The organism is uncultured Lutibacter sp. (assembly GCF_947495725.1).
Classification (GTDB): domain Bacteria; phylum Bacteroidota; class Bacteroidia; order Flavobacteriales; family Flavobacteriaceae; genus Lutibacter.
In genome coordinates, this window is sequence record NZ_CANLZZ010000008.1 from 137,966 (window position 1) to 163,905 (window position 25,940).

A 25,940-nucleotide genomic window follows, 5' to 3' on the forward strand; every position below is an offset into this window, starting at 1 on the left:
ATGTTTAGTTTTGAAGTTGACTTTTATTAGGGAGTAATTATGATATATTTTGTTAATTAATGTTTATGCTTTAGTTGTTTTTTTAATTTCTTTCTGAAGTTTTTCAGCATTTTTAGCTAACATATTATACAATTCATTCATATAATTAGTGCCAGCATTTCGTGAATTACTGCCAATAAAAGCAGAATAGAAAATGTACATAATTTTTGTAAATATTGGATAGTCAGATAATTATTTGTAAATAGTATTTGTTTTAGTTATTTATAAAGGTTGTTAAATACCTGTTTACTCTTTTTTTATAATCAATATATTTTGTATTGTGAATTTTTTGTAAATACTCTTCTTCTTCTAAAATCATTTTATGAAAAACGACTACAAGAATTAAATATAAAACAATTAAAATAATTGAAGGAAAAATAAGAATGTAGCCAAAAATTAGAATATCATAGGATAAAAAATATGGATTTCGACTAATTTTGTAAATTCCTTTTGTAACCAAATTTGTTTTTTGATCATATTTAATTCCAACTCTCCAAGAGTTTTTCATTGCCACCAAAGCTAGAATACCTGTAACAAATCCAACGAAAATAAATACGAAACCAATAGTTTTTAGCAGAGAATATTTTAACAACTCTATTTCTAAAACCCATTTAGGCTCAAGTATAATCAATCGTAATAGAATTAATAAATAGATAAATGTTGAAATGAAAATGGATATTGTTAATTTAATAGATTTTCCTGTTATCGATTGTTTTGTAGATAAAAATGTTTTAATATTTCTAATAGCAAAAGCAATAATAAAAAAAACAAGTATTAATCCTAAGTAAATTTTTTCTATCATTTTTAGTTCAATTCTAATTCTAAATTTTTTTTTGTATAAAATACAATTTATGAAAGCTTAAATATATTACATTTTTGTTTTACAAACATTTTATTTAATTAAGGATAATATTTTTTAGTTGAATGATGTAGTATTTGTAGAGGCCTTTGTTTAGGTTATTTATATTTATTCACTTGTTTGAAAAAATTCAGTGTATATGTTAAAATAAGTAAATGTCAGTTTGACATTTGTTAGAATTAAAGTTTAGTTGTGAATCTGAAAAATTGACAGCGAAATAAACTATTAATGGAAAAAAATTATTGGAAAATATGTTTTATTCAATTTGGTATTTTTTTTGTTTTATTGAAGTCGAAATCAGTTAAGATTTCAATTTTGAAATAATGTTTAATTTAAAATTTTGTAATTATGAGCAATTTAGTTAGTGTTCCTAAAAACGGAAGTTTAGCAAACAGCAATTCAAATCAAAACTTCCATTCATTGTCTAATTGGTTAGATGAAATATTTGATATAAACCTACCATCAGTATTTACATCAAACTTTAATACTGGAATTACTTTACCAAAAGTAAACATAAAGGAAACTGCTGATGCCTATTTGGTAGATATGGCAGTTCCTGGTCTAAAAAAATCAGATTTCCAAATTAATCTTGATAATGATGTATTATCAATCTCAACAGAGACGAAAGATGAAAGTGAGCAGAAAGCCGAAAATTATACGCGTCGAGAATTTGGATATTCCTCGTTTAAAAGAACTTTTAGTTTACCTGAAACTGTGGATGAAGATAAAATAAAGGCAAGCTATAACGAAGGTATATTAAGTATTTATTTACCTAAAAAAGAAGAGGCTAAGCAAAAGCCTGTAAGAACAATTAAAATTTCATAACGATTATTGTTTTATGATTAAATGTTTTGATGAGGCTGATTTGATGGCCTCATCATAAACTATAAATTGCTATTAAAATATGTCTAATTTTAAAATTTAAAACAATGAAAAAGTATATTTTATTATTAACAACAGTATTATTATGTGTTAGTTGTAGTGGACAAGAGACTAAAACAAAAAAAGAAGAAAAAGAAAATATTACAGAACAGCCAAAAGGAACTTGGAAAGTAGATAAAGAGTTTGATGAAAATGGAAACCTTATAAGATATGATAGTATATATTCTTGGTCCTCAGATAGTAAGTTTAACAATTTATCATCACTAGATAATGATAGTTTGATTAAGTCTTTTAAATCAAGATTTTTTTCAAATTTTTCAAGATTTGAAAATCAGGGTTTTGAAGATATTTTTGCTCAAGATTCACTTTTTAGCAACCGTTTTTTTACAAACGACTTTTTTGGAAGTGATTTTGGAAAGGATTATATAGATATTGACAAAATGACCCAAGAGATAATAGAAAGACAAAAGAAATTTTTAGAAAAATATCAGTCAGAATTTTTAAAACCTGAAGACGAAAACTAATTAGTTTTCGTCTTCAGGTTTTTTTAATATTTCCTCATTTGATTATAAATCAATTAAAATGCTATTTAGAACTTGTTTTTCTGTGTTCATACTTTCGTTGTTTAGATTGTCTAATTTTTAGTCAACCTATTTCAGGAAAGTACATCCCTTTAGGATTTTCGTAAGTAGGCTAGAACCAAACAATAAAATATACCAGTTGTTGGCTGTAGTTTTATTTAAATATTTTAAAAACTTCATATTTTAATAATTCAATTTTTCTATCAGTATCATATTGTTGAGCTAGTTTTGAAATAGCTAATAAATATTCTTTATTTGATCCGCAAACCATTTTGTCAGCATTAATAAATGCTAAAATATCGACTGAAATTCTATGCGTTGGTTGTAATTCTAATAATTTCTTTCCGTTGGTATGATAAATTATTTTTCCTTTTGATAGAGGGAAAATTGATTCCGAATTTAATATGTTTTTACAATTCTCATTCCATAAAATTAATGGGTTGTCAGATAATAAATTAAATTGATTCATTCCTTTTTCAGTATAATACAATTTCCAATTATCAACATTCTTTTTCGTATCTGATTCTATAAAATTCTGAACAGCTCTCATAATTTTGGTGCTTTCTTTGAATGCTGGTTCATTTAAAATCCTTTCATATATTTCTTTAGAAACATTTTTTCCTTTTTCTTTGTTTTTTAGTGAAAAAAAAGAGTTTTCATTTCCTAAAAATTTTGAATAATCTGTTTTGGTATTATCTTGGCTTGGAACTCTCCAATGAGTTGTTGCAATAAATAAAAAAAGGTGTAATAAATCATAAGGTTCAATTAAGATAGGCTCAAATTTTTCAGTTAATTTCTTGAAGGTTGGAGCAAACATATTTTCTCCAAATTGATATAAATTTTCAACAAAATCGGTTTCTATACCATTTACTTCAAATGTATTTCTATTCCAATCAAAAAAAACTTGTTTTGGGCTTTTTCGAAGTTTACTTATTTCTCCTTTAGTTTTATCAAATACTGATAATTTTCCATCGTCTCCTATAAATCCTTTTATAAAAAACTCTGGAATGTAATGATGTCGTTCTGAATTTTTCAATTTAGCAATTTTTTCAGTTAATTACAGCCAACGGTCTTGTGTATGAAACGTAGCGTATAAATAAACACTAACTTTTCGGATTTTGCACGAGCCGAATTTTTAATTTTTATGTTTAATTTCTTTTTCTAAATATAACCAAATTAAAAATTTGGCGTACTTTATAAAAAAGCAAAAACCTCTCGAAAAGCCTATAATAGCTATGTTTTATACACGTTGTTACCTGGCTGGTTTTCTTTCCGCAAACTTGTTAGCGTTGGCGTGAAAGCTCTTTTAAATTTGTGAGGCACGAGCAAACTTTAAATGTGCTTGAACTTGCGTTGGCTATTTTTCCAATTCAGAATTCAGTAGGTCTATATTTTCCTTATGTTTTAATAAATCTTCTCTCACTTGTTGACAGAAATCTTCATTAAAATCTAAACCATTTTTTCTGTCTCTGAAATATTGACGTTCACCATCATCAATTAATTCTGCGTGAGCAAACTTGTTCCTAATCAAAATGATTTCTTTTTCATAGTCAGTCATAACAGATTTTATTTCTCCGTCACTTAAGTTTCTAACTATTGCTCTCCATCTATGAGAGGCACCAATTGTTCTTAAAATTGAGTCAATATCTTCAACTTTGTCAATGTTTTTATTGAATTCGTCATTAGATTTTTTGTACTTCTTTTTAATTACAGCTATAATATCATCTGGTGATTTAGAACTTGCTAATATTTTTTGCAGAATATTTTCCATTTCAACATCTAAACTGCTTGTCTCGTGCATAATCATTCCACGCATAGCAACGATGTTTTGAAATTTCTTTATTGTCAATTCTATAAGGTTTATAGTAGCTCTCAAAACTTCCTCTCTGTGGTCACCAAGAAGTGTATTTGTTTCAAGAAAACTAACTCTACTAATCTTATCGGTATCTTTTAAATCCGCTTTTGCTGTGTAAAAAAGGATTTCAGTCATTACAGAATAATCTTGACTACGGATTTTCTTAATCACTTCATCACCATTTATGTCGTTAAGATGATAATCTGTAAGAATAAGGTCAAATGAATTGTCTAATTTTTTAAAAAAATCTTCTGATTTTGAAGCTGTAATAATTTCAGGCCTAAAACCTTGTTGCGATAAATATTCCGAAACTTCTTCTATGATTTCATCCTCAATAAAATCTTTAATTTGGTCATCCAACCATAGTATTTTGTAATCTAGTTTCATTTAATCGTTATTTTAATGGTTGTTCCTTCTTTTATTTTTGACTCTACACTAACTTCACCTTTCAGGCTGTTTTTGACTAGGTCATTTATTTGGAATAATCCAATGCCCGAACCATTCGTTGTAGTAAAACCAAGGTCGAATATTTTAGTTAGATTCTTTTCTGGTATTCCTTTTCCATCATCTTTAAAAGAAATAATTAGGTTTTTCTTTTGCTCCTCAAAATTTATTTTTAAAGTATTTGCTTCAGCTTTTTCTGCATTAGAAATAATACTATCAATAATGGTAGTGATTTCAAGAGGTCTAAATTCTTTGACAAACTCTTTGTTTTCTAAACCTGTAATAGTCAGACTCATTTTAGTGTCAATGACTTTATCCTCTAATAAATATAGTTCATTAATGTAGTCCTTAATGAAGTCTACTAAATCCATTGTAACTTCAGAAGCTTTAAGATTGAAATTTGCTTTAGTTACAAAGTTTGCAATTGAATTTATCTTGGAAGCTTCTAATGAAATTATTTTGATGTACTTCTGTGTTTTAGAATCAATATTTTCTACACCAAGATGTTTAATTAAAAGTTTTAAGTTTCTTGATACTCGACTAGATGAATGATAAATTTGATGTTGAAGACCAACTATTCTCTCTTTATCTGTTCCAATTAATGACCCTTGAAATGCTCCTTTTTTCTTTTCAGTTTCTAGATTAGTTTCTAGTTCTTCATTTTTGATTAAATTATCCAAAGCTTCATCTGAAGCTTCGTCAGTTGACTTTTTTAAATCATCAAGGTTTTTTTCAATTTTAGAAATACTATCTACAATAGCATCTTTATCATAATCATCACTTTCTAACTGTTTTTTAATTTTAGTTAAAGTGTTTTTAGTTGATTTTTCTTGTTTCTTGTCTACTATTTTAAAAATTTCAGGGGAAACCTCAAAAGAAATTAATTCTTTAGATTTAGTAAGGTTAACAACTAATTTTTCTATTGCTTCTTGTTGACTTTGATTATCTAATTTGATATAATCTTCATTTGATAGTTCATTTCCCCAATCAGTTATATCAATGATATATTTCTCTAGTTTTTTAATTGATGAATAAAACCAATCTACAAGTTCAAAATAGGCTTTCGTTTTAATTAATCCATCACCTCTACTTGATGTTTCTTTTAGAAGCTCATTTGGTTCGGCAATTGAAATATAGCCTAATACATCTCTAGTTCCTAAATATCTGCTGTATCCTTGAGTTTTTCGGTTATCCATTTTGAATGGGTCTTCACCTCTTTCTCCATAAGGATAAATACGTAATCCATTTTTGTAAACAAATACGTGTCCATATTGAATAGGTTGTGTTCCCATTCTTCTAGTAAAAGTTGATTTTGCAGATTGATTCAAGTGATAAATATGAACGTCTACGTTATCTAAAAATTTGTATGAATTTGATTCAGTTATTTTATAAACTAATTTTCCTCCTTCAGTTAGACTAGTTACTATTTCACCATTTTCAATTGTACTTATAATTTTTGTGGTCTTAATTTCTAAAGTTTCGAAAATTAAGTTTTGAATTTCACCATTTACAGTATTTTGGTATTCATTCTCGCTTTTATCATTTTCAATTTCATCAGGAACAATCAATTCTATCTTAAACTCGTCACCCTCAATTTGAGTATTAGGGTTAATAAGTTTGGCTAGCGCATCTTTTAAATCTAAAAACTTTTCTTTATTCCAATCACTTTTTAAATTCGTTATTTCCAAAACTGTACCGTGCTCAATATTGTAATTACTTTTTACGATAGTTTCGTGAATAACACTAATATTTACAAACTCTTCTTTTAAGTTCCCCTCAAACTTATCCCATTCTGTTAATAAAGTTTCAACTTTAGCATTTAACTCATCTTTTATTGTCTCAAGGTATAATTCACCACCAAGTCTATCACAAGAAAATCGACCAATCCCTTTTGCTCCAGCATATGCTCTTTTGATTTTGATTTTGTCACGATAATCATAACTATCCTCTTCTGTTCCTTCTTTTTTTGCAGAATAAGCGACGAAAAGCCATTTATTAATTAAATCATCATAATTCATTCCTTTGCCATTATCTTTTATTAGAATTTTGGCGTTATCTGAATAAATATCTTCAAAGGTGATTTCAACTTTTGTAGCGTGAGCATCATAAGAATTTTTTACGAGCTCAAAAACAGCAATGAAATCATCACTTATTAAATCACTTCCTATGATGTTCTTTAATGCAGAACTAATTTTAAATTGTAGTGGTGTTTTCTGCATTAGGATATAAGCTGTTTTAAAATTAAACCTGCTTGTTCTCCAAACAATGGCGGAATTGCATTTCCAATTTGTGAATATCTTGGAACTTCTTGAGTTCTTCGTTTTCCTCCAGTAGTGTATTTTCCTTTGAACTCATATGTGTCTGGAAAAGATTGTATTCTCGCATATTCACGAACAGTCATAATTCTAGGTTCGCAATAATGAATATAGTCATCAGGTAATGTCGTAATCGTAGGTGTTGGTTTGTTAGCTTCAAGGATTTTTGTACTACTTTTTTTAAGTTGAAACCTTTCTCTATATGCTGAACTTGTTAGATTTTCATCCAATGCAATTTTAAACCTAGCTTTTACTACATCTGTATGTTTTGCAAATCTATGACTGTCAACTTTACCATTCTTTCTTTTATATTTTCGGACAAATTTTTGATAATTTGATAAAGCTTCTCCATAAATTCCTTCATTAAATTTTGGTGTTTCAGATGCGATGACACCATTAGATTGTAACAAGTCAGAAATTGCATTTTCTAATGTTGGATTGAGAGTAAGATTTTTACTTACTAAAAAAGATTCTTTATTTTCTTGAATTCCATTAAAAAAGCTTTCCTTATTTATAGATGGATTTTCTTTGATAAAATCATTTTGAATACCAACTAAAATAAATCTTGTTCGTTTTTGAGGGATTCCATATTTAGAAAAATCGATTAATTGACCTTTAACAGAATATCCCAAATTCTGTAGTTGTTCAACTACATATGTAGAGTATGCTTTGCCTTTTTTGTCATTATTTTTAAAACCAAGAGTAAAACCTTTTACATTTTCAAAAAATATTAATTTTGGTTTTACATAGTCTATAAATTTTATATAGGAATTAATTAAGTCATTTCTAGAGTCATTTTCTATTCTTCTACCAGCCATTGAAAAACCCTGACAAGGTGGACCACCTGCAACCAAATCTATTTTTCCGCGTAACTCAATTAGGTTTTTAGAATTATTTTCTAAAATTTCATTTATATCGTGGTGTTTTTGCTCTAACCAATTTGGCCAATCAAAGTGCTTTTTCTTTTTGATTAGATTATGCTCAAGAGTTTTAAATGCATCTTCACTTTTTTCAATTGCAAAAGCACCTTTCCATCCTGCGTTATGTAAACCGAGAGAAAGTCCTCCACAACCAGAAAACAAGTCTATATATTTTTTAGAATTACTCATTTATGCACTTTCTTTAGTTGAATATAATAATTCTCTTATGTCAATATCTAACGCGTTAGCAATATTTAATAAATTTTCTAAAGAAGGTTGTCTAGCATTAGTACACCATTGTGATATTGTAGATTCATCTTTCTCTAATTTTTCTGCTAACCATTTGTTTTTTCTCCTGGTTTCTGCTAGTGCAACTTTGATTCTATTTATTTCCACTTTAGCCAATTAATTTGTGTTTTACGCAAATATATTAACTTATTGCTAATAATGTTTACATTTCAGAAGATATTTTCCATATGAAAGAGTGGTGGGAATAGGCAAGCTCTTTTTATTTTTGAGGCACGAAAAAAATGAAATGTGCTTGACTGCGCGTTGGCTTTTCAGCTTGCAGGTAACGGTTTTGTGTATGGTTAGTTGCGTGTTTAAGCAACTAATTTAGTAAACAAAAACGAACGCGAGAAAATTCCGAAGGAATTTTCCAAGTAGGCAACGACCAAAGCAATTAATTATACACGTTGTTGTGCTTTCGTTATTTCTCCAGTTCTTGCTCAATTTCTTTTAGTATGGTTTCTATTTCCGTCTTTATGCGACCAAATAGCCGCGGTCCATTTGTGGCATTAGCTAACAATTGATAACCCAATAGGTAATTTTCAAATTCAGATGATTCGAACATCAGCTTGTTATCTAGTTTTTCGGATATCGACTCGTGCTCAAAATCCATAAATCCTATATCCATCACTATTTTCCGTATACTTCCCTTTTCATAAAGAATAGTACGCAATTTTTCGTCTGTGAATTCTGCTCCATTTATCTGTTTGTTTAAAAAATTCAATGAACTATCAAAAGAGGCCAAGTTTTGCCTTAAGCTTTTATTCAAAATGATATTGAGCTTACCTGAACTAATGATGTCATTTAAAACTCCTGTTGCCGGTATATAGCTAATTTCACTACCGAAAATAGGGGCGAACTTTTGAGAAATTATTTGACTATTGACTGTATTAAGCACCTTTTTGTCAAATAAAGTCAATAGATATTCAAGTGATTGTATACGCAGCTCATTTTCTTGAATAGAGGTATTTATTTTATTTAGATTCGTTTCAAATTCTGATTGTAGAGATAATAAATATTCCCGCTCTAAACTTCTTTGTTCGTTGTAATTATTGTTATTATTAATCTGTAAAGCGATTAATATTCCAATCACAACAAGTATAATTTCACCGACAGCATAAAGTAAATATTTACTGAATTTATTTTCAGTCAGCATTTTTTGGCGAATTTTTCTAAAAAGATTTATCATTGGTTATTGGTTTCTGATAATGAAGCACAACGGGTTTTTATAAGATTTGTGCGACTGGAAAATCGGAGATTTTTCGGTTGTAGCAAATCGTTTGTTGAATGTTTGTCGGTTCGTTATTTAGTTTAAATGTGAGCATAAATTTTATGAGGTGTTAGCCACAGTTAATTTTTTACATAAAAGATATTTTCTTTATTAATAATAATTGACTCTGATTTAATTGAATCTCTTAAAAATACATAGTCATTTGAAAATCCAATAATTTTTAATTTCTCATAACTTTTATTTTCGAAGCTCGGTGTTAGCTTAATTTTCGGTGAATCTATTGACCAATTATTCTCAATTAGATGAATATCTTTATAAATAGAAATTCCAATATTTAAGTAAAATTGTGATATAAATGTTAAAATAAACAATGCTTTTAAAGAGTTTTTGAAATATTTAACTGATAGATAATCAGCAATAAAAAAGAAAATAGGAATTAATAAATAATGAAGGGCTTCATATTTCAATTTTCCATTAATATAAAACTGAAATATAACAGAAATTATTAAGACTATAAAAATGAATATATACGAGTTTTTTTGTTTTTTTTTGGCTTTAGTTGATGATAAGTATGAAAGATTCTTTGAATAATCGATTAAGGATATAGTAATACCAATAATAGCAAAAAAACCAGCTAATAATGCTGCTTCAATTTTTTCGATGGATACAGAAATATAATCAGATAAAGTAAAAAAATTGTGAATATTAAAGCCAAAGTGACGAAAATATATCTTACTATAATAGTATGCCCCAATAAAAATAATAGGTGTAATCATTGCAAGAATATTTCCAATTTCTGAAAGTGAAAAATCTATTTTATAAGTAGATCTATCATAAAGATTGATAAATTCAGATTTAGTTTTTTTTCTTATAACTTTCGTGAACTCATTTAATTTATCGAGGTTAACATTTGAAACTATTGGATTAATTGGAAATTTCCTATTCTGAAGTATCTTTTTTCCTCCATATTCTGTATATATTGAATCTCTAACTTTAGCGAATGCGTCAATTAGTTCTAATGAGAGTTCGTCATTTAGAATAATCTCAATTGAATTTTTAATTTCCTTTTTCCTTTTTTCATATGTTATCTCATCTTTATTATCAAAATTGTACTCAAGTAATTTAGATAATACGAAAAAAACCAATTCATCTTGATTATTATCATATCCATAGATTTTTGTATCGAGCAAATTTCTAATCCTAACATTTAAACACCGATATATGTATGTTTCAACTTTGAGTGCTTTCTTAAATCTTCTAAATTCAAGTTTTATCTTGAGTTTCTGTAATGGTAAAACAAAAACTTTAAGTATAATATTAATTATTAATGATTTCAAATTTGTCGTTTCAAATTATTGTGGCTAACGTGATTGTGTATGGTTAGTTGCGTGTTTAAGCAACTAATTTAGTAAACAAAAACGAACGCGAGAAAATTCCGAAGGAATTTTCCAAATAGGCAACGACCAAAGCAATTAATTATACACGGTGTTGTAAGCAGTTTTTATTCACACATTGCGTTCAAATAAAAACTCAAATTTTGTCCTCCTTTATCCCAACTATCCATTGCTTTTTCTCTGAAATATGCTGTATGAGTTGGTGAACTTGCAGTTGAAATCGCAAAATATTTACTCTTTTCATTTGCTTTTACACTTTCAAGCCATTGAATTGTTACTGCAACATCTTCGATTTCTTTATTAAGAAAAATTTCATAAGGTTCTAAATCAATTGTAAACCAACCCAGAAAGTTGTCTTTTATTTCGAACACGATGTTCTGTTGAACTATCAAATCTGTAGGAAGTCCGTCTTTAATTCTATAAAAGTTTACCCTAAATTTTAAAGATTTGAAGTCATTTGAAGTTATATTAAAATTCAAATCTTTGATATGGCAATTTCGTCTCATTTTAAATTTCATTCCTCTTTCTTTACTCAATCGGTCGTCAACATCTTTTTCATAATATGAGTAAAAATTCGAGTGAAACAAACCGAGTCCTTTTGATGTCCTTCCAATTTTTTTTGATTTTAGTTTTATTTTTTTTGAATTCACAACTACTTCATCTAATTCCATATTTTTGGGTTGAAGTAAAATCGGTTTTTTTATTTTATTTAGTTCTGATACCAAATATTTTTCAGTTTTAAAGCCAATGTATGAAAAAACAACAGTGTCTTTTGAAGATACTTTGTCATTTAATAAAAGCTTGAATAAACCATTGTTATTAGAAACGGTTCCGACAGTTTTGTTTTTAATTCCAATATTAACATAGGCGAGAGGTTCACTATTCTCGAAATTCCAAACTTTTCCAGTTATTGTTTTTTCTTGAGAGTGAACAATTACACTTATAAAAACTGATATTATAGAGAAGAAAATTTTCATAAAGGTCGCTGATTTTTGTTTAGTTAGCAATGTTAAAAAATCAGAAATAATTTTTAGTTAAGAATTTAATAATTGGGAAAATCTTAAGATTCAGACAATGAATTTGTCGATTTTGAGGCTGTTCTTAAATTGCTTACAACGTCTCGGCTATGGTTAGTACGGGAATTAAAAGTAGTGAACTTTCGATTAAGCACTTAGCCAAAACTTTTTATTTTGTTTTATCTTTTTTGTTCAAAACCAAATCAAAAGATTTGGCGGATATTATAAAAACACACTAAACTTTGGATTAAACACCAAAACCCGTATTAATTATAGCCATTGTTGTGGTGCGTATTTTATTTTCAAATTGGAAATCCTTCTCTCCGTAATTCACTTTTTTCTTGTTGGTTGAAGTTTTTTCTAATTAATTCCATTCTTGTTCTGTTTTCCCTTTTCTGTCTAATCCAATGGTATAAATTTCCAATTTTAGATTCGGTCAAAGACCAATAACCCTCTGGATTAATTGACTTATTGTAACGAAATGATTTCCATTCTTCTGTCCTATCTTTTTGTCGAGTTCTAATCCTACCTAAAGGACGTTCTTCGTCAAATACTAAGTACCAAACATCAACGATGTCTTGTTGTATTTCGTCAGGGAGTTCATCAATTCTGTCTCTTAAAGCACTATTAAACCTGTTTTGAAAATTTGCTTTATTTGGATTTTCTCTTTCTAAAAGGTCATTAACAAATCTTGTAGCAGTATCTACTGGAGTTCTGCTTTTGGAAGACAAATCGAGAATGTCATTTATTTTCTCCATTACGTCTAATTTTTTCCCTGATTTATTGGCTTTTTTAATTCCTTGTATCCAAGTTCCTATGCGAACACCTTTATATTCATAACGTTGGCTTAATCCTACGTTTTCTCCTTCATCAACTGCTTCTTGTAACAATTTCAATTTAGTGTCAGCTTTCCACTCTTGCCATAATTTATGTGCATCGCCAAAGTAAAATTGTTCCTGTTTTAGTAGTTCTTCGTGGTCGTCAGGTAGTATTTTGTTTTTGTAATAAATCTTTTGTTTCAAGTACCAATTATAAAGTGAAGGATTTTTGTAATCACTTGGAACAGTAACACTATATTTTTCTCCTTTTTCACGGTTTTCCTTTTTGAACTCTTTAAATAAATCAAAGAAATCTGGCCAAGAATTCAAATAATCTTGAGTAATTGCAGGTATGTAGTCCGCATCATTTTTGTACGAAGGCGGTTTTGATTCAATTTCACCTAAAGAACCTTTATCAAATTTTATCTTCTTTCTTTTAGCAAAAGCTTTTTTATTAGATTTTACAAATTCAAACTCAGCATCTGTTTTCGATTCAGGCCATATAAAGCCTGATTCTTCTAGGTCTTTTAAAACTTCTTGTGTAAGTTTTTGTACATTCTTATCTGTACCATTCAGAATAGGCTCGAAATATTCTTCAAATTGTCTAACTAACTTTTTTCCTTGCTGATTAGTCTTTGAGAATTCAAAAAATGTAGACGCTTCTATATTATCAAATAGACCAAAACTTGTCAAGTTTGAAGAACCTGTAATGAAGCGATAATTATGCTTTCCTTGAAAAAAATAGATTTTGGGGTGAAACATTATTTGGTCTTCTGTGCAGAAAATCCAAGTTTCAATATTGTTGTCGATTAAAAACTGAAGAGCTTCTCTCGAAGTCCCTTTTGGTACAATTCCAAGATAGAATTTTAAATACTTAAATTTTTTTGAAGCTTCAAGCAGTTCTTTCTTAATTCTGTTAATCCCTGACATTTTCGTAAATGCAGAGAACCCAACAAAAGAATAGTAGTCTTCATTTTTAAAGGAATCAATCATATAGTGTCCAACCGTATTGGTATGGTTTTTATGAAGTCCGTGACCTAAAAATTCTACTCTCATTTCGTTTTTTTTATATGCACCACAACGGGTTAGAGCATGAAAAGTTGCGGGTTTGAAAACGCAATTTTCAGCTGTTTAAAATTATGTTTTTTATTTGTTTTAAATATCATGTTAGTTAGAAATAAGCAATTTTTTATGCGCATTGTTGGCTATTGGGCATTTTGTTCAAAACTATCAATCTTAAGGTAAAGCTTTTCAATTAAATCTTTTAATCGTGAGCAATCTTCAATTTTTGCTTTTGATTTAAAATCTAAACAGAATTTTTCAGAAAGTTTGAATTTTAATGAATCTAACTTTTGCTTATTAGTTTTCAGAATATGCGATTGATTTTTTAATTGATGAATAATCGGTTTATTCACTTCAAGATTAAATGATTCATCCATTTCTTTATCAAAATAATTTTTCACAAACTCTAAAGGGAGTAGATCTTCAATTGTACTATCATTTGGTAATTCTGATAATAAGTCTTTCAGAGTGAATAAGTTTGAACCTGAATAAGAATCTGATTGATTCTTTAAAATTAATTTTTTATTATCTCTCCCTTCTTTGTCAGAATCAAGTAAGATAAAAGCTGATATTTTTTCTTCATTGAGTAATCTTGCAAATCCTGGAGTTTTACTAGCTCCTCCAGCTGATTTTATAGAATAGAAAAGTTTATTTTTTAAAATATTAAGAGAGTGTGAAATGATATTTTTATCATCATTTCCTTCAACAATTATTATGTTTTTAGGTAGTAGCTCTTTGAAAAGGTTTAATCCAAAAGCTGAAGTAAGTACAGTATCATCTTCAATATTTGCGTCTTGACTTATTTGAGAAATTCTGGTTTCAGATTTTTCTTTTTTTACTAACCAATGCCTTTCAGGTGTTTCTGTATCAATCATATAGTGGCTATGAGTGGAAACTAGAACATTATTATTTTTTCCAATTTTCAGGATTTCATCTCTCATATATCTAACTCCGCTTGGGTGTAAATGAACCTCTGGTTCGTCAATTAGAATAATTCTGTTTTTAAGATTGTTGCTTTCGTTTTGTGCAGATAATGATAATATTAAAGATACAAATTGCTTAAAACCATCACTCCTTTGATTCATTGTATAATATGCGAATTTTTTATCTTTATCCTCAATCTGAACTTGACATTTGGAAGCGTTAATTGATATCCTAATTTTTATTTTATGCTCTTTCCATATACGGTTAATGTGTCTTGTAATTTTATCTGTCATTTTTTCCTGCAATTCATCTCTTCTTGCTTGATTGCTTAAGGCTCTTTCAATCGTATATTTAATATCTTCATCTTTGGTTTTACCATAGATATTAAATATATTTTTTAGGGGAATTGAAATATCTGTATCCTCTTTAAATTTTTCTAGATCAATTACATCATTTATTAAATATTTTGAACTAGATCTCCAGATTTGGATTTTTGGCAAATTATGATTTAAAACAGTTTTTAAAGATGATGAGATTTTATTTTCCAGAATTGATTTTGTAAGTAGTTTCTGATTCTCTGAAAGAAAAGATTTTGCGTTTTTTTCGGTTATTTCTTCTTCTATTTCATTGTAATCTTTTAATAATTCTATCGTTTCTTTTTTAGTTGTTTTATTAGCTACTGTTACTGATGAAGTATTAATTATATATTGATAAAAAGGTAAATCTGAATTTATAGTTATACTGTAATTTTCATTTGAACCTTCTGAATTTATGTAGGTGTTTTTTTGTAATTTAAGAAATTCAATTTTGTTAGAAAAGTCTTCGCTAACACCAATTTTTTCAGTTATTTGTTTTCTCCAAAAGGGAATGTGTGTTAACTCTAAATTTGTATATAAATCTATATATCCATTATCTTCTTGAGCTTCAAGAAAGCAGTAGTCTTCATAATCAATTGCTGACATTCCTTTGCTAATTAAACTTATAGCTTCTAGGATTGCACTTTTTCCACTTTCATTCATTCCTACTAAAAATAAGGTGTTGCTTTTCTTTGAACCATCGCCATAAGTTTCAATAGGAATTGTTATATTTTTTATACTTCTGAAATTTTTAATGTTAATTGATTTAATTTTCATTCTGGAGCAATTTTTTATTAATTTTTTTGTCGCCTTGTAGCCAACGTTGTTGTATATGGTTTGTTGCGTGGTTTAAGCACTAAATTTAGCAAATAAAAACCGAATAGAAAATCCGCGAGGATTTTCGTAAGTAGGCTAGAACTAGCAATAAATTATATACGGTGTTGTAAGTTGTTTTTTATTTTATTTCCTTGTTTATTCGATTAACTATTCTGTCTCTTTTTCTTTCCCAAGTTGAGTTATTTAGAATATTTTTTATACTAAATAAACTTTCGATTTGTCCTTTAAATTGAGTTAATGCTGATGTATCATTTATTTCAAATCCTTGAGTTAACGGAATTACTCCTTTAATATCTTTAAAAGACAAAGGTGGAATTAATATCGGAATATGAGTGTTAGTTTTCATCCAAGTTGCTCCCATTTCGCACAAACAAACAGGACTTTGATAAAAGTTTTCTGATAAAATAAATAGTACAAGTGCATTATTATCTAATTCGTTTTTTATTCTCTCTAAAAAGTTATCTCCATAGTCAATTCCATAACCATTAAAAGAAGTGCAAAATATTTGAGTACTATTTAAACCTATAGATTCCAAAATTTCTATAACTTCCTCCACAATTGCAGAATCTTTTGAAGAGTGACTGATAAAAATCTTTGTTATTAAATTATTATCTTCTAGTTCATTACTTTCTTCGATTTCTGGAATAGTTCCTAACTCTTCTTTAAATTCTTCTAGATAATTTTCTATTGATTGTATTAATGTATCAAAGCTCCTTTTGTAATAATTTCTATGAGTTTGACTATAATCTTGACCTCCAATTTTCATACCTCTATAATGAAATTCTAGGGTATTAAGTTGTTTAACTTCCACAGATTTTTCTCCAAATAGTTTTACGAATGTTCTCTCGACTAAATTTTTCCAACTTTTAAATTTTGGATTACTATCTGATTCAGATTGAATTTCTTTTGATTTTTCAATCAATTTATTTAGTAGTTCTATTTTTCTTTCAATCTTGATGTTCATAGGTTTTGGTTAAATAACTTACAACGTGATTTTATATGATTTGTGCGACTGGAAAATCGGAGATTTTTCTGCCGTAGCAAATCGTTTGTTGAATGTTTGTCGTTAATGTTAGTTCGAATGTAAGCATAAATTATATGAGGTGTTGGCAACTGGCTTTTATTTTTTTAATCTCGTTCCATAATTCAAATTCTCAAAATATTCTAATTGTCTCTCAAATAAAAATCCATTTGCGATAAACTCCATTTCGTATTTTTCCGTGTCAATTATTAGTCTCATATTTTTAATAGAATACTCAGAAATATATATTTTGAAATATCTCGCTGTCAAAATAGAAACTCCCAGTTTTAAAAGAATCCACATAGGTGAAAATGGAAAAGGATTAATTCTTTCCTCGCCTCTGATTAATTCAATTCTATTTATCTCATTTTTCGTAAGTGGAATTGCACTCAGTTCATTGGAGAAATTTAATCGTAATAATATTCCGTTAGAATATTTCTCAAAATTACTTTTTGAATCAATTTTTATTATCTCAGAATTGTCAGTTTTATTTATAAATGACTTTAAAAAATAAGAACCATTTCCTATAGTTTTAGGTTTTCTAAACCCAAATTTATTCGGTTTACCAATCAAATTTTCTATTTTGTGTTGGTTTATATTCTTTTCAGTTAGAATCATTTATCCTCTTTTTACCAATTGAGTGAAATAAAGATTACTATTAATAAAACTATTGTCGCATAAAATCCAACTTTGCCATTTTTTGCTTCAGTCTCAGTTTTATTTTTGACATTCTCTGAAGTATAAATCTTAAATTCTAAGAAATAAGAACTGAAAGGTTTGTAGTTTCCAAATAGAGAATTATAACAAAATCTTAATGTTGCACCTAATAATTGAAGAATCATTTATCAATAATCTTTTTAATAATTATGTTTTTCATCGCTTGTTGCCAACGGTTTTTTATAAGATTTGTGCGAATGGAAAATCGGAGATTTTTCGGACGTAGCAAATCGGTTTGTTGAATGTTTGTCGTTTTAGTTTAAATCAAATTTAAGCATAAATTTTATGAGTTGTTGTATACTGTTTTTTTTACTCATTCAGTAAATTTGTCTCATTCTTAATGTATTTTGCTCCTTTTTGTAATTCCTCAATATTTATCATTCCGTTATATCCATAAAAGTTAATCGTTGAATCTTTCTTATGAACTAAAACAACAATCGGTTGTCCAGAATTTAAATATAAATCAATATTTTTTTCTCCACCTCTGAAAGGTTCTTTTTCTCCTAAATAATAGAAATATTCAATATCTCTTACTCTCGAAGAATCAAAAGGGCTTGAGCTCTGTTTAACTTTAGTAATTACTCCTTGTACCTCATTAAATTCATTCTCGTTATAATCCTCATATTTCTTTTCTCCACAAGAGTAAATCAGTCCAATAAATAATAGTAAAATCAGATAATTATTCTTTTTCATTTTTAATCTTTCTACAATTTTTATTTTTTACTAAATGTTCGTTTCAAAATAGTATACAACGGGTTTTTATATGATTTGTGCGACTGGAAAATCGGAGATTTTTCGGACGTAGCAAATCGTTAGTTGAATGTTTGTCGTTAATGTTAGTTCGAATGTAAGCATAAATTATATAAGGTGTTATACACAGGCTTTTAAATTCCGTTTAAATGTCTCAATATTTTTCCTATTTCCTCCAAATGAAAAATTTGAAAGAATATTATTCGGGTTTTCAATGCTATTTATCAATATTAATCTGTCTTTTTTTAGAATAGTGACTCTTTCTCCAAAACCGATCAAACTAGATTCAGACACTCCGGAAAAATAGTTCTTACTTTTATCAAGTTTTTTCCATTCAAGTTCTTTTATTGTAAATTCAAGAGCTTTCTCAAATCTATTATTGTCATTATCAATCTCTATCGTTTTAAACTCTAGATTTTTATACTTTATTATAAATATTATTATTGAAATCAAGAAGAGAACAATCGGTAATCCAATCCCATCAATTACTCTATCGTAACTAATTTGGTCATTTCTTATGATACTCGATATTAGGAAATATATATTAAGAATTGGAACAACTGAAATTACTATTGCAGGTGAATAGTGAAGATATAATTCAACCATAGTTAAAGTCAATCTATTATTTTCGGCTATTTTAGATATATCTTTTTCTTTCATTAATTAGAGTTGTTACTCGCTTGTGTATAACGTGATTGTGTATGATTAGTGGCGTGTTTAAGCACCTAATTTAGCAAATAAAAACCGAATAGAAAATCCGCGAGGATTTTCGTAAGCAAGCTAAAACTAGCCATTAATTATACACGGTGTTGCCAACAGTATTTTATTCCACTATTAATTCATTCGGTATTTCATAAGTTGCAGAATATTGTAAATTCTTTCCTCTTTTTTTAAATTCAGAAAATGCTTCTCGATACCATTTCGGGTCATTTGGTTCAGCATTTAGTTGTTCGTGAACTCTAACACTATAAAAATCTCCATTCAGCCAAGGTTCAATTCCGTAAATTCCAATTCCGTTTTTTTCCACTCTGTTCAGAACAATGTCAAAGTCAGATTCAGAAAAGTAATATATCGATTCAGAGTCGAATCCGTCATTCAAATTTTTAAGCCCGAAGAATATTTTCGATTTTAAGAATTCCTCCTTTTTCAATTCTAAATTTTGAGTTTCTTTATTCAATTCCGTTTTTATTTCGTTTTCAGATTGTTTCTTTTCCTTGTTTACACAACTTATAATTAAAAGACTAAATATTGTTATGGAAACTGCTTTTCTCATATTGTTGGCAACTCTGTTATATGTTCATATTAAATACACTTATCCCTAATAAATGTCGGGATAAGGTGAATAAATGTACATGTTATTAATTTTTAAATTCATAGCGTATAAATCTAACATTCAAATGTAAAAAATATGATGAATTAATGCTATGACTATTATCATTTTTAATTATTTTGGTTTAATTTTAAATTCTCTGCTTTATTCCCATTAAATTTAAACTTCTTTACTGCTACATCTAACGGATTATTTATTTTTTCCAAACTACTTGTTGAAACATGGGTGTAAATCATGGTGGTTTCAGGCTTATTATGCCCTAAAAGGGTTTGAATCAATCTAATATCAGTTCCGTTTTCTAACAAATGTGTAGCATAGCTATGTCTTAAAGTGTGTGGTGTTACTGTTTTTGTGATGCCTGCAAGTTTGCACGACTTTCGTAAAAATGCTCGAACGCTGCTCGCCGTATACTTATTTCCTGGTGTGCCTTCGGCAAAATATATAATAGGATTATAAGTTCTAATATAATTGTTTATTAACGGAGTTAAACTTACAGCCATATTAACATATCTGTCCTTTCTTCCTTTACTATTTTTAATAGCTATTTGATAGCGATGAACATCAATATGTTGTAATTTCAAATTAATAAGTTCTCCAACCCTTAAACCACACGAATAGATTAATGCTATAATAGCTCTATGCTTTAGATTTTTTGTAACTCTAAGAATTTCTAATATTTCAGGTTGAGATAAAACAATTGGCAAAAATTTCGATTTCTTAGGCCTTATTAAATTCAACGCTTCTATCTTAGATTCCGGATAAAAAGCTATAAATAATTTCATAGCACTAATAAATTGTCTGTGTGTACTAATACTATATTTTTTTGGAATAAATACATCTTCAATAAACAATTCCACATCTCTATTAGTTAATGTGTTAAGTGGTTTTTCTTTAATGTATTTTAAAAAATCAGCTATAAAAATAGAATATGTTTCAACGGTACTTTTGCCATACATTCTGCCTTGTAGGTATTTTACAAAGGCCTCTAATATATTTTTATTATAATTACTTAAACTTCGTGCTAACTTTATTGTATTGTTTTTTGGAGCACTATATAAAGAGTCATCTTCTTTTATAGTTGTTAAATGACTAAAAGATTTTCTTACCGACTTTAAATTTTCTTGATTAAATTTTCCGTGCCAACATCTTCTGGATTTACTCCATTTAAACTTTCCAATATTTCTAATTATTAGAAGCAATTGATCGTTATACTTAAAAAATAGAAGTATAGAATCAATATTGTTTATTACATCTCTTTTAAGTGTGATAATAGGTAATAAGTTATTTTTCATAGCATTTCAAATATATTAAATATTTTATTAAAATTTGAAATTAGTAAGTGATTTAATTACTTGTTTTAATGCTACTTAATTAATTAAAACGTGGACAGACTTAAGGTAATTTAATATGTAAAATGGAATTTTTAAAAAAGTATATGCATACTTTTTAACAATTATAGGCATAAATAATGTCAAAGATGCTTATAAGATTTGTAAAAGGTGGTAATCTTTTTAGTAAATATACTAGTATTTTATACTAATTATACTAGTATATTTATATAGAAATACTACTATATATTTTTGAAAATACTACAATAAATTAATAGTTTTGAGAAGTTCAACTTTTATAGACTATTCTAAAGGTATAAAATAGTAGTAGTTAAAAAGTTATTTTCCGATTTTTTTATTAACAAAAACAATTAAATATGGCCATACGATACCGTATTACAAAAAGAAGTAATACCATAGCGAATAATAAAAAACCTCAATATATTCTACAAGCGGTGAATACTGGCACAATAGATTTGAGAAGAATTAGTGAAGAAATTAGTACTGAAAGTAGTTTAAGTATTCCAGATGTTATGAGTGTTATAATTGCCTTAGGTATAAAAATGCAACAACATTTAGAAGATGGTAAAATATTAGATTTAGGCGAATTAGGAAAATTTAAAATAGGTTTTCAAGGAAAAGCTGCTGATGTGGCTAGTGAGTTAACACCAAAACGTTCTATTAAAAAATTTCATTTAAATTATCAACCTTCATTATCAATGAAACATCGGTTAAAAAAAGCGATAACAGTTTATAAAGAGGGTAGTAGAAGTAAAGGTTAAAATAAAGGCTTATAAACAAATAAATGAGGCTGTCTGAAAAGCATTAAAACTCGTCATTCTGAATTTATTTCAGAATCTCATCATACTGATATTCAATCATTATGAGAACCTGTAATAAATTCAGGTTGATGAAAAGTTTACTTTTTAGACAGTCTCATTTATTTAATTGTTAAATTAAAAGAGAGTTAATTATTATTTTCAACAATATAGTTCATCATTTTATTAATTAAATGTACCCTATCATAACCTCTAACATTATGTTCGTGCATTGGGTAAGTAAAAAAGTCTATCTGTACTTTTTGTTTAATAGCTTCTTGCAGTAAACTCATACTATGTTGAGGAACAACCACAGGATCAACACTTCCGTGAATAATTAACAATTTTCCATCTAAGTTTTTAATGTATTTGGCAACCCTTGTTTTATCATAGCCGGTTGGGTTTTCCTTTGGAGTATCCATATAACGCTCACCGTACATTACTTCGTAGTATTTCCAGTCAATAACCGGTCCACCAGCAACAGCAGTTGTAAACACACCAGGATTACGTAACATTAAACTAGTTGTCATAAATCCACCATAACTCCAACCATTAACAGCAATTCTTTCGCTATCTACATAATTTAAACTCTTTAAATAGTCAATACCTTTTAGTTGATCGCTTATTTCGGCATCGCCCAAATTACGGTGAATAATACTTTCAAAAGCAAAACCTCTGTTTGCAGACCCACGGTTGTCTAAGGTAAATACAATATAATCGTTTGCTGTGGCAAAAGCTTGCATCCATAAATTAGAACCACCTAACCAAGAGTTTGTAATCATTTGAGCGTGAGGCCCGCCATATACATACACAAGTACAGGGTATTTTTTTGAAGCATCAAAGTTTGCAGGCTTAATAACACGAGTATATAATGTTGTACCATCATCACCTTTTATATTACCAAATTCAGTTGTTCCTAACTTGTACTCTTGTAATGGATTTTCTGCACTAAAAATAGAAGTTGTTTTCCCTTTTTTAGTGTCAATTATATGAATGTTATTAGGAGTAGTTAAGCTACTATATTGGTCTATTAAATAGTTTCCATTAGAACTAAGTTTTGTGTTATGTGTGCCAGCTTCCGAAGTTACTTTAGTGTATTTACCTGTTTTAAGGTTTACCTTATAAGTATGATTTTCTCTTGCATCTTCACTAGTTCCTGTTATAAATACATTTTTTGCTTTCGAATCAAAACCTAAAATATCGGTAACTACCCATTTAAATTTTGTTAACTGTTTTACTAATTTTCCATTAGTTGTATATTCATATAAGTTCATAAAACCATCACGTTCACTAAACCATAAAAAGTTGGTATTGCTGTTTGGTAAAAATACGGCATCGTGCTCTGGTTCTACCCATTTGTCGTTTTTTTCATCTAATATTGTTGTTACTTTTTCTCCAGTTTCAACATTGTACATATTGTACCAATAATGATTTTGACCTCTATTTATTTCAGCAACCAACACAAATTTTTCATTAGGTGTCCAAGATAGGTTTGTTAAATAATGCTCGTCTCTGGTATCAATATTTAAATAGATAGTTTTTTGAGTTGCTAGATTATAAATACCAATTTTAGCTTGTTCACTACCTTGTCCGGCCATTGGATATTTAATATTTTTTAACGAAGCAGGGTAGGTGTTTACATCAACTAAAGGGTAATCAGTAACATTGCTTTCGTCTTTTTGATAAAATGCTAGGTAACTTCCATTAGGACTCCAAAAGGTTCCTTTAACAATTCCAAACTCACTTCTGTGAATTGGTTGTCCAGAAACAATATTAGTATCTTTAAAATCAGTAACTGCAATTTTTGAATTTGTTTCGTTAGCTATATATAAATTATTGTCAATTGTATAGGCTACAGCTTTTGCTTTGGAATTGTACTCGTTGTTTTGAGCGTTTTCATCAAATTGAATAGTTTCTTCTTTTGAATTTGAAACATAGTTGTAAATTTCAACTGAATTGCCATTTCTAAATGAAAATGAAGAGGATGAAATATCTTGTAAACTAGGGAAACGTTTTAAAGAATTGTATGTTTTTTGAAGATCTTCAAGAGTAAGAGTTTTAACTTCAACATTGCTTTTTGCATCGGTATAAATTAAAGCGTTTTCTTTTTGATAAACATAAATATTAGAATTGTCTACCCAATGTCTGTTGTAAATTGATGAAGGATACAATCCTTTATAATAACCTAAAACGGCATCGTCAATAGTTAATTCTTTTTGTTGTGAAAAGCCAAGAAATAATACTCCTAAAAATAAAAATGTAAACAGTTTTTTCATTATTGATTGAATTTTTAAGCTACAAATTTAGAAATTAAAAATGTGAATGATTAATTATATTAAACAATAATCTAATACTATTGTAGCTTTTTTCGTCACTTCGGTACTTCGATTTTAGAAGTAGCTAGTTTTGTTAATTCTTGTCCGTTACTTCAAGTGTTTCTAGTTTTTTCTGGCTCGTCACTTCTAGTGCTTCGAGTTTGAGAGAAGTGTATCGAGAAGTTATGTTCTTAGTAGCAATTGTTCTCGATACAATTTTCTACGTTGCACTCCGTAAATCACTCGAACTGACGATTTGTTTTTTGGTTCCGTCACTTCGAGTGCTTCGAGTTTGGGAGAAGTGTATCGAGAAGTCATGTTTTAAGTTATAAATATTCACGATACAATTTTCTACGTTGCCTCCGTAAAACACTCACGCTGCCGTTTGGGGAGTTAATTAAATTTCTTTTTAGCAAGATTAGGAAGCATTCTAAAATTTCCATTAATCAAAGCCTCTTTCTTTGTTTTAGACCATTTTTTTATTTGTTTTTCTTTGTCAATAGCCAAATTAATATCAGTAAATTCAGCATAGAAAACTAATTCTATAGGTCTTCTTTTATTTGTGTAACTGTTAATATGTAAGCCGTTTTGATGTTCGAATAACCTTTTAGAGAGATCGGAAGTGACACCAGTGTAGTAAGTGTTATCGGCACATTTTAAAATATATACAAATGATAGTTTCATAGGTTTAAAATTATTAATAATTTTTTCTTTTCTCGTCACTTCGAGTGTTTTTTTGGAATTGCTGTTGCAAACAGGAATTCCAAAAAAATGTATCGAGAAGTTATGTTCCTAGTAGCAATTTTCTCGATACAATTTTCTACGTTGCACTCCGTAAAATCACTCGAACTGACGATTTGTTTTTTGGTTCCGTCACTTCGAGTGCTTCGAGTTTGGGAGAAGTGTATCGAGAAGTTATGTTCCTAGTAGCAATTGTTCTCGATACAATTTTCTACGTTGCACTCCGTAAAATCACTCGAACTGACGATTTGTTTTTTGATTCCGTCACTTCGAGTGCTTCGAGTATGGGAGAAGTGTATCGAGAAGTCATGTTCCTAGTAGCAATTGTTCTCGATACAATTTTCTACGTTACACTCCGTAAATCACTCGAACTGACGATTTGTTTTTTGGTTCCGTCACTTCGAGTGCTTCGAGTTTGAGAGAAGTGTATCGAGAAGTCATGTAACAGAAAATGTTCTCAATACAATTTTCTACGTTGCCACCGTAAAACACTCGAACTGACGATTTGTTTTTTGGTTCCATCACTTCGAGTGCTTCGAGTTTGAGAGAAGTGTATCGAGAAGTCATGTAACAGAAAATGTTCTCAATACAATTTTCTACGTTGCCACCGTAAAACACTCGAACTGACGATTTGTTTTTTGGTTCCGTCACTTCGAGTGCTTCGAGTTTGGGAGAAGTGTATCGAGAATTCATGTAACAGAAAATGTTCTCGATACAATTTTCTACGTTGCACTCCGTAAATCACTCGAACTGACGATTTGTTTTTTGATTCCGTTACTTCGAGTACTTCGAGTTTGGGAGAAGTGTATCGAGAAGTTATGTTCCTAGTAGCAATTGTTCTCGATACAATTTTCTACGTTACACTCCGTAAATTACTCGAATTGACGATTTGTTTTTTGGTTCCGTCACTTCGAGTGTTTCGCTTTTTTTCTGGATCGTCACTTCGAGTGTTTTTTTGGAATTGCTGTTGCAAACAGGAATTTCTAAAAAATGTATCGAGAAGTTATGTTCCTAGTAGCAATTGTTCTCGATACAATTTTCTACGTTGCACTCCGTAAAATCACTCGAACTGACGATTTGTTTTTTGATTCCGTCACTT

At 28.7% G+C, this 25,940-nt stretch carries 23 protein-coding genes; 3 read left to right on the plus strand and 20 right to left on the minus strand.

Annotated features, from left to right (window positions below; translation table 11 throughout):
• Positions 1 to 63 precede the first annotated feature (63 nt).
• The gene (locus Q0776_RS16880) at positions 64 to 201 is read right to left on the minus strand and encodes a hypothetical protein (protein ID WP_298370901.1); all 138 of its coding nucleotides are present in this window, start codon (positions 199 to 201) and stop codon (positions 64 to 66) included.
• A gap of 52 nt (positions 202 to 253) precedes the next feature.
• Positions 254 to 841, minus strand: a complete 588-nt coding sequence (locus Q0776_RS16885; RefSeq protein ID WP_298370903.1) for an isoprenylcysteine carboxylmethyltransferase family protein — start codon at positions 839 to 841, stop codon at positions 254 to 256.
• A gap of 405 nt (positions 842 to 1,246) precedes the next feature.
• Between Q0776_RS16885 and Q0776_RS16890 the strand changes: the two genes are divergently transcribed.
• The gene (locus Q0776_RS16890; RefSeq protein WP_298370906.1) at positions 1,247 to 1,723 is read left to right on the plus strand and encodes an Hsp20/alpha crystallin family protein; all 477 of its coding nucleotides are present in this window, start codon (positions 1,247 to 1,249) and stop codon (positions 1,721 to 1,723) included.
• Positions 1,724 to 1,827: 104 nt separating this feature from the next.
• Positions 1,828 to 2,304, plus strand: a complete 477-nt coding sequence (locus tag Q0776_RS16895) for a hypothetical protein (RefSeq protein ID WP_298370909.1) — start codon at positions 1,828 to 1,830, stop codon at positions 2,302 to 2,304.
• A gap of 211 nt (positions 2,305 to 2,515) precedes the next feature.
• Here the strand turns inward: Q0776_RS16895 and Q0776_RS16900 are convergent, their stop codons facing one another.
• From Q0776_RS16900 to Q0776_RS16975, 16 genes are all read right to left on the minus strand, one after another.
• Positions 2,516 to 3,397 (minus strand): DUF4238 domain-containing protein, encoded by an 882-nt coding sequence (locus Q0776_RS16900; RefSeq protein WP_298370912.1) that lies wholly within the window; start codon positions 3,395 to 3,397, stop codon positions 2,516 to 2,518.
• Between the two features lie 321 nt (positions 3,398 to 3,718).
• The gene (locus tag Q0776_RS16905) at positions 3,719 to 4,603 is read right to left on the minus strand and encodes a response regulator (RefSeq protein ID WP_298370915.1); all 885 of its coding nucleotides are present in this window, start codon (positions 4,601 to 4,603) and stop codon (positions 3,719 to 3,721) included.
• Positions 4,600 to 6,879, minus strand: coding sequence for an ATP-binding protein (locus tag Q0776_RS16910; protein WP_298370918.1), 2,280 nt, complete (start codon positions 6,877 to 6,879; stop codon positions 4,600 to 4,602). Before Q0776_RS16910 ends, Q0776_RS16905 begins: the two co-directional genes overlap by 4 nt.
• Positions 6,879 to 8,084, minus strand: coding sequence for a DNA cytosine methyltransferase (locus tag Q0776_RS16915; RefSeq protein WP_298370921.1), 1,206 nt, complete (start codon positions 8,082 to 8,084; stop codon positions 6,879 to 6,881). The genes Q0776_RS16910 and Q0776_RS16915 overlap by 1 nt, the downstream gene beginning before the upstream one ends.
• Positions 8,085 to 8,300 (minus strand): helix-turn-helix transcriptional regulator, encoded by a 216-nt coding sequence (locus tag Q0776_RS16920; protein ID WP_298370924.1) that lies wholly within the window; start codon positions 8,298 to 8,300, stop codon positions 8,085 to 8,087.
• 304 nt (positions 8,301 to 8,604) lie between these two features.
• On the minus strand, positions 8,605 to 9,372 hold the full coding sequence (locus Q0776_RS16925) for a DUF6090 family protein (protein ID WP_298370926.1): 768 nt from the start codon (positions 9,370 to 9,372) through the stop codon (positions 8,605 to 8,607).
• A gap of 161 nt (positions 9,373 to 9,533) precedes the next feature.
• A complete protein-coding gene (locus Q0776_RS16930; RefSeq protein WP_298370928.1) occupies positions 9,534 to 10,751 on the minus strand; it encodes a hypothetical protein in 1,218 nt (405 codons plus the stop codon).
• A gap of 164 nt (positions 10,752 to 10,915) precedes the next feature.
• Positions 10,916 to 11,785, minus strand: coding sequence for a carboxypeptidase-like regulatory domain-containing protein (locus Q0776_RS16935; RefSeq protein ID WP_298370930.1), 870 nt, complete (start codon positions 11,783 to 11,785; stop codon positions 10,916 to 10,918).
• A gap of 341 nt (positions 11,786 to 12,126) precedes the next feature.
• Positions 12,127 to 13,698 carry a phospholipase D-like domain-containing protein gene (locus Q0776_RS16940; RefSeq protein ID WP_298370933.1) on the minus strand — a complete coding sequence of 524 codons (1,572 nt, stop codon included), beginning with the start codon at positions 13,696 to 13,698 and terminating at the stop codon, positions 12,127 to 12,129.
• Positions 13,699 to 13,847: 149 nt separating this feature from the next.
• A complete protein-coding gene (locus tag Q0776_RS16945) occupies positions 13,848 to 15,761 on the minus strand; it encodes an AAA family ATPase (protein ID WP_298370936.1) in 1,914 nt (637 codons plus the stop codon).
• 178 nt (positions 15,762 to 15,939) lie between these two features.
• Entirely contained in the window at positions 15,940 to 16,785 is an 846-nt protein-coding gene (locus Q0776_RS16950; RefSeq protein WP_052416565.1) for a toll/interleukin-1 receptor domain-containing protein, read from the minus strand.
• A 156-nt stretch (positions 16,786 to 16,941) separates the two neighbouring features.
• Complete coding sequence (locus Q0776_RS16955) at positions 16,942 to 17,460, minus strand: hypothetical protein (RefSeq protein ID WP_298370945.1); 519 nt, start codon at positions 17,458 to 17,460, stop codon at positions 16,942 to 16,944.
• A gap of 408 nt (positions 17,461 to 17,868) precedes the next feature.
• On the minus strand, positions 17,869 to 18,252 hold the full coding sequence (locus tag Q0776_RS16960; protein ID WP_298370949.1) for a hypothetical protein: 384 nt from the start codon (positions 18,250 to 18,252) through the stop codon (positions 17,869 to 17,871).
• A gap of 177 nt (positions 18,253 to 18,429) precedes the next feature.
• Complete coding sequence (locus tag Q0776_RS16965) at positions 18,430 to 18,969, minus strand: hypothetical protein (protein WP_298370951.1); 540 nt, start codon at positions 18,967 to 18,969, stop codon at positions 18,430 to 18,432.
• Positions 18,970 to 19,132: 163 nt separating this feature from the next.
• Positions 19,133 to 19,582 carry a hypothetical protein gene (locus tag Q0776_RS16970; protein ID WP_298370954.1) on the minus strand — a complete coding sequence of 150 codons (450 nt, stop codon included), beginning with the start codon at positions 19,580 to 19,582 and terminating at the stop codon, positions 19,133 to 19,135.
• 167 nt (positions 19,583 to 19,749) lie between these two features.
• Positions 19,750 to 20,931, minus strand: a complete 1,182-nt coding sequence (locus Q0776_RS16975) for a site-specific integrase (RefSeq protein WP_298370957.1) — start codon at positions 20,929 to 20,931, stop codon at positions 19,750 to 19,752.
• 413 nt (positions 20,932 to 21,344) lie between these two features.
• Between Q0776_RS16975 and Q0776_RS16980 the strand changes: the two genes are divergently transcribed.
• Entirely contained in the window at positions 21,345 to 21,749 is a 405-nt protein-coding gene (locus Q0776_RS16980; RefSeq protein ID WP_298370960.1) for a DNA-binding protein, read from the plus strand.
• Between the two features lie 185 nt (positions 21,750 to 21,934).
• Here Q0776_RS16980 and Q0776_RS16985 read toward each other — a convergent pair whose 3' ends face one another.
• The gene (locus Q0776_RS16985; protein ID WP_298370963.1) at positions 21,935 to 24,061 is read right to left on the minus strand and encodes a DPP IV N-terminal domain-containing protein; all 2,127 of its coding nucleotides are present in this window, start codon (positions 24,059 to 24,061) and stop codon (positions 21,935 to 21,937) included.
• 432 nt (positions 24,062 to 24,493) lie between these two features.
• Positions 24,494 to 24,784, minus strand: a complete 291-nt coding sequence (locus Q0776_RS16990) for a GIY-YIG nuclease family protein (RefSeq protein ID WP_298370972.1) — start codon at positions 24,782 to 24,784, stop codon at positions 24,494 to 24,496.
• Positions 24,785 to 25,940: the final 1,156 nt, after the last annotated feature.

Coding starts and splice junctions, on each gene's coding strand:
- Q0776_RS16980 (WP_298370960.1), top strand. CDS start 21,345: ATGGCCATACGATACCGTATTACAAAAAGAAGTAATACCATAGCGAAT.
- Q0776_RS16990 (WP_298370972.1), bottom strand. CDS start 24,784: ATGAAACTATCATTTGTATATATTTTAAAATGTGCCGATAACACTTAC.
- Q0776_RS16880 (WP_298370901.1), bottom strand. CDS start 201: ATGTACATTTTCTATTCTGCTTTTATTGGCAGTAATTCACGAAATGCT.
- Q0776_RS16905 (WP_298370915.1), bottom strand. CDS start 4,603: ATGAAACTAGATTACAAAATACTATGGTTGGATGACCAAATTAAAGAT.
- Q0776_RS16885 (WP_298370903.1), bottom strand. CDS start 841: ATGATAGAAAAAATTTACTTAGGATTAATACTTGTTTTTTTTATTATT.
- Q0776_RS16970 (WP_298370954.1), bottom strand. CDS start 19,582: ATGAGAAAAGCAGTTTCCATAACAATATTTAGTCTTTTAATTATAAGT.
- Q0776_RS16940 (WP_298370933.1), bottom strand. CDS start 13,698: ATGAGAGTAGAATTTTTAGGTCACGGACTTCATAAAAACCATACCAAT.
- Q0776_RS16965 (WP_298370951.1), bottom strand. CDS start 18,969: ATGAAAGAAAAAGATATATCTAAAATAGCCGAAAATAATAGATTGACT.
- Q0776_RS16950 (WP_052416565.1), bottom strand. CDS start 16,785: ATGAACATCAAGATTGAAAGAAAAATAGAACTACTAAATAAATTGATT.
- Q0776_RS16975 (WP_298370957.1), bottom strand. CDS start 20,931: ATGAAAAATAACTTATTACCTATTATCACACTTAAAAGAGATGTAATA.
- Q0776_RS16925 (WP_298370926.1), bottom strand. CDS start 9,372: ATGATAAATCTTTTTAGAAAAATTCGCCAAAAAATGCTGACTGAAAAT.
- Q0776_RS16915 (WP_298370921.1), bottom strand. CDS start 8,084: ATGAGTAATTCTAAAAAATATATAGACTTGTTTTCTGGTTGTGGAGGA.
- Q0776_RS16960 (WP_298370949.1), bottom strand. CDS start 18,252: ATGAAAAAGAATAATTATCTGATTTTACTATTATTTATTGGACTGATT.
- Q0776_RS16910 (WP_298370918.1), bottom strand. CDS start 6,879: ATGCAGAAAACACCACTACAATTTAAAATTAGTTCTGCATTAAAGAAC.
- Q0776_RS16945 (WP_298370936.1), bottom strand. CDS start 15,761: ATGAAAATTAAATCAATTAACATTAAAAATTTCAGAAGTATAAAAAAT.
- Q0776_RS16895 (WP_298370909.1), top strand. CDS start 1,828: ATGAAAAAGTATATTTTATTATTAACAACAGTATTATTATGTGTTAGT.
- Q0776_RS16935 (WP_298370930.1), bottom strand. CDS start 11,785: ATGAAAATTTTCTTCTCTATAATATCAGTTTTTATAAGTGTAATTGTT.
- Q0776_RS16890 (WP_298370906.1), top strand. CDS start 1,247: ATGAGCAATTTAGTTAGTGTTCCTAAAAACGGAAGTTTAGCAAACAGC.
- Q0776_RS16955 (WP_298370945.1), bottom strand. CDS start 17,460: ATGATTCTAACTGAAAAGAATATAAACCAACACAAAATAGAAAATTTG.
- Q0776_RS16985 (WP_298370963.1), bottom strand. CDS start 24,061: ATGAAAAAACTGTTTACATTTTTATTTTTAGGAGTATTATTTCTTGGC.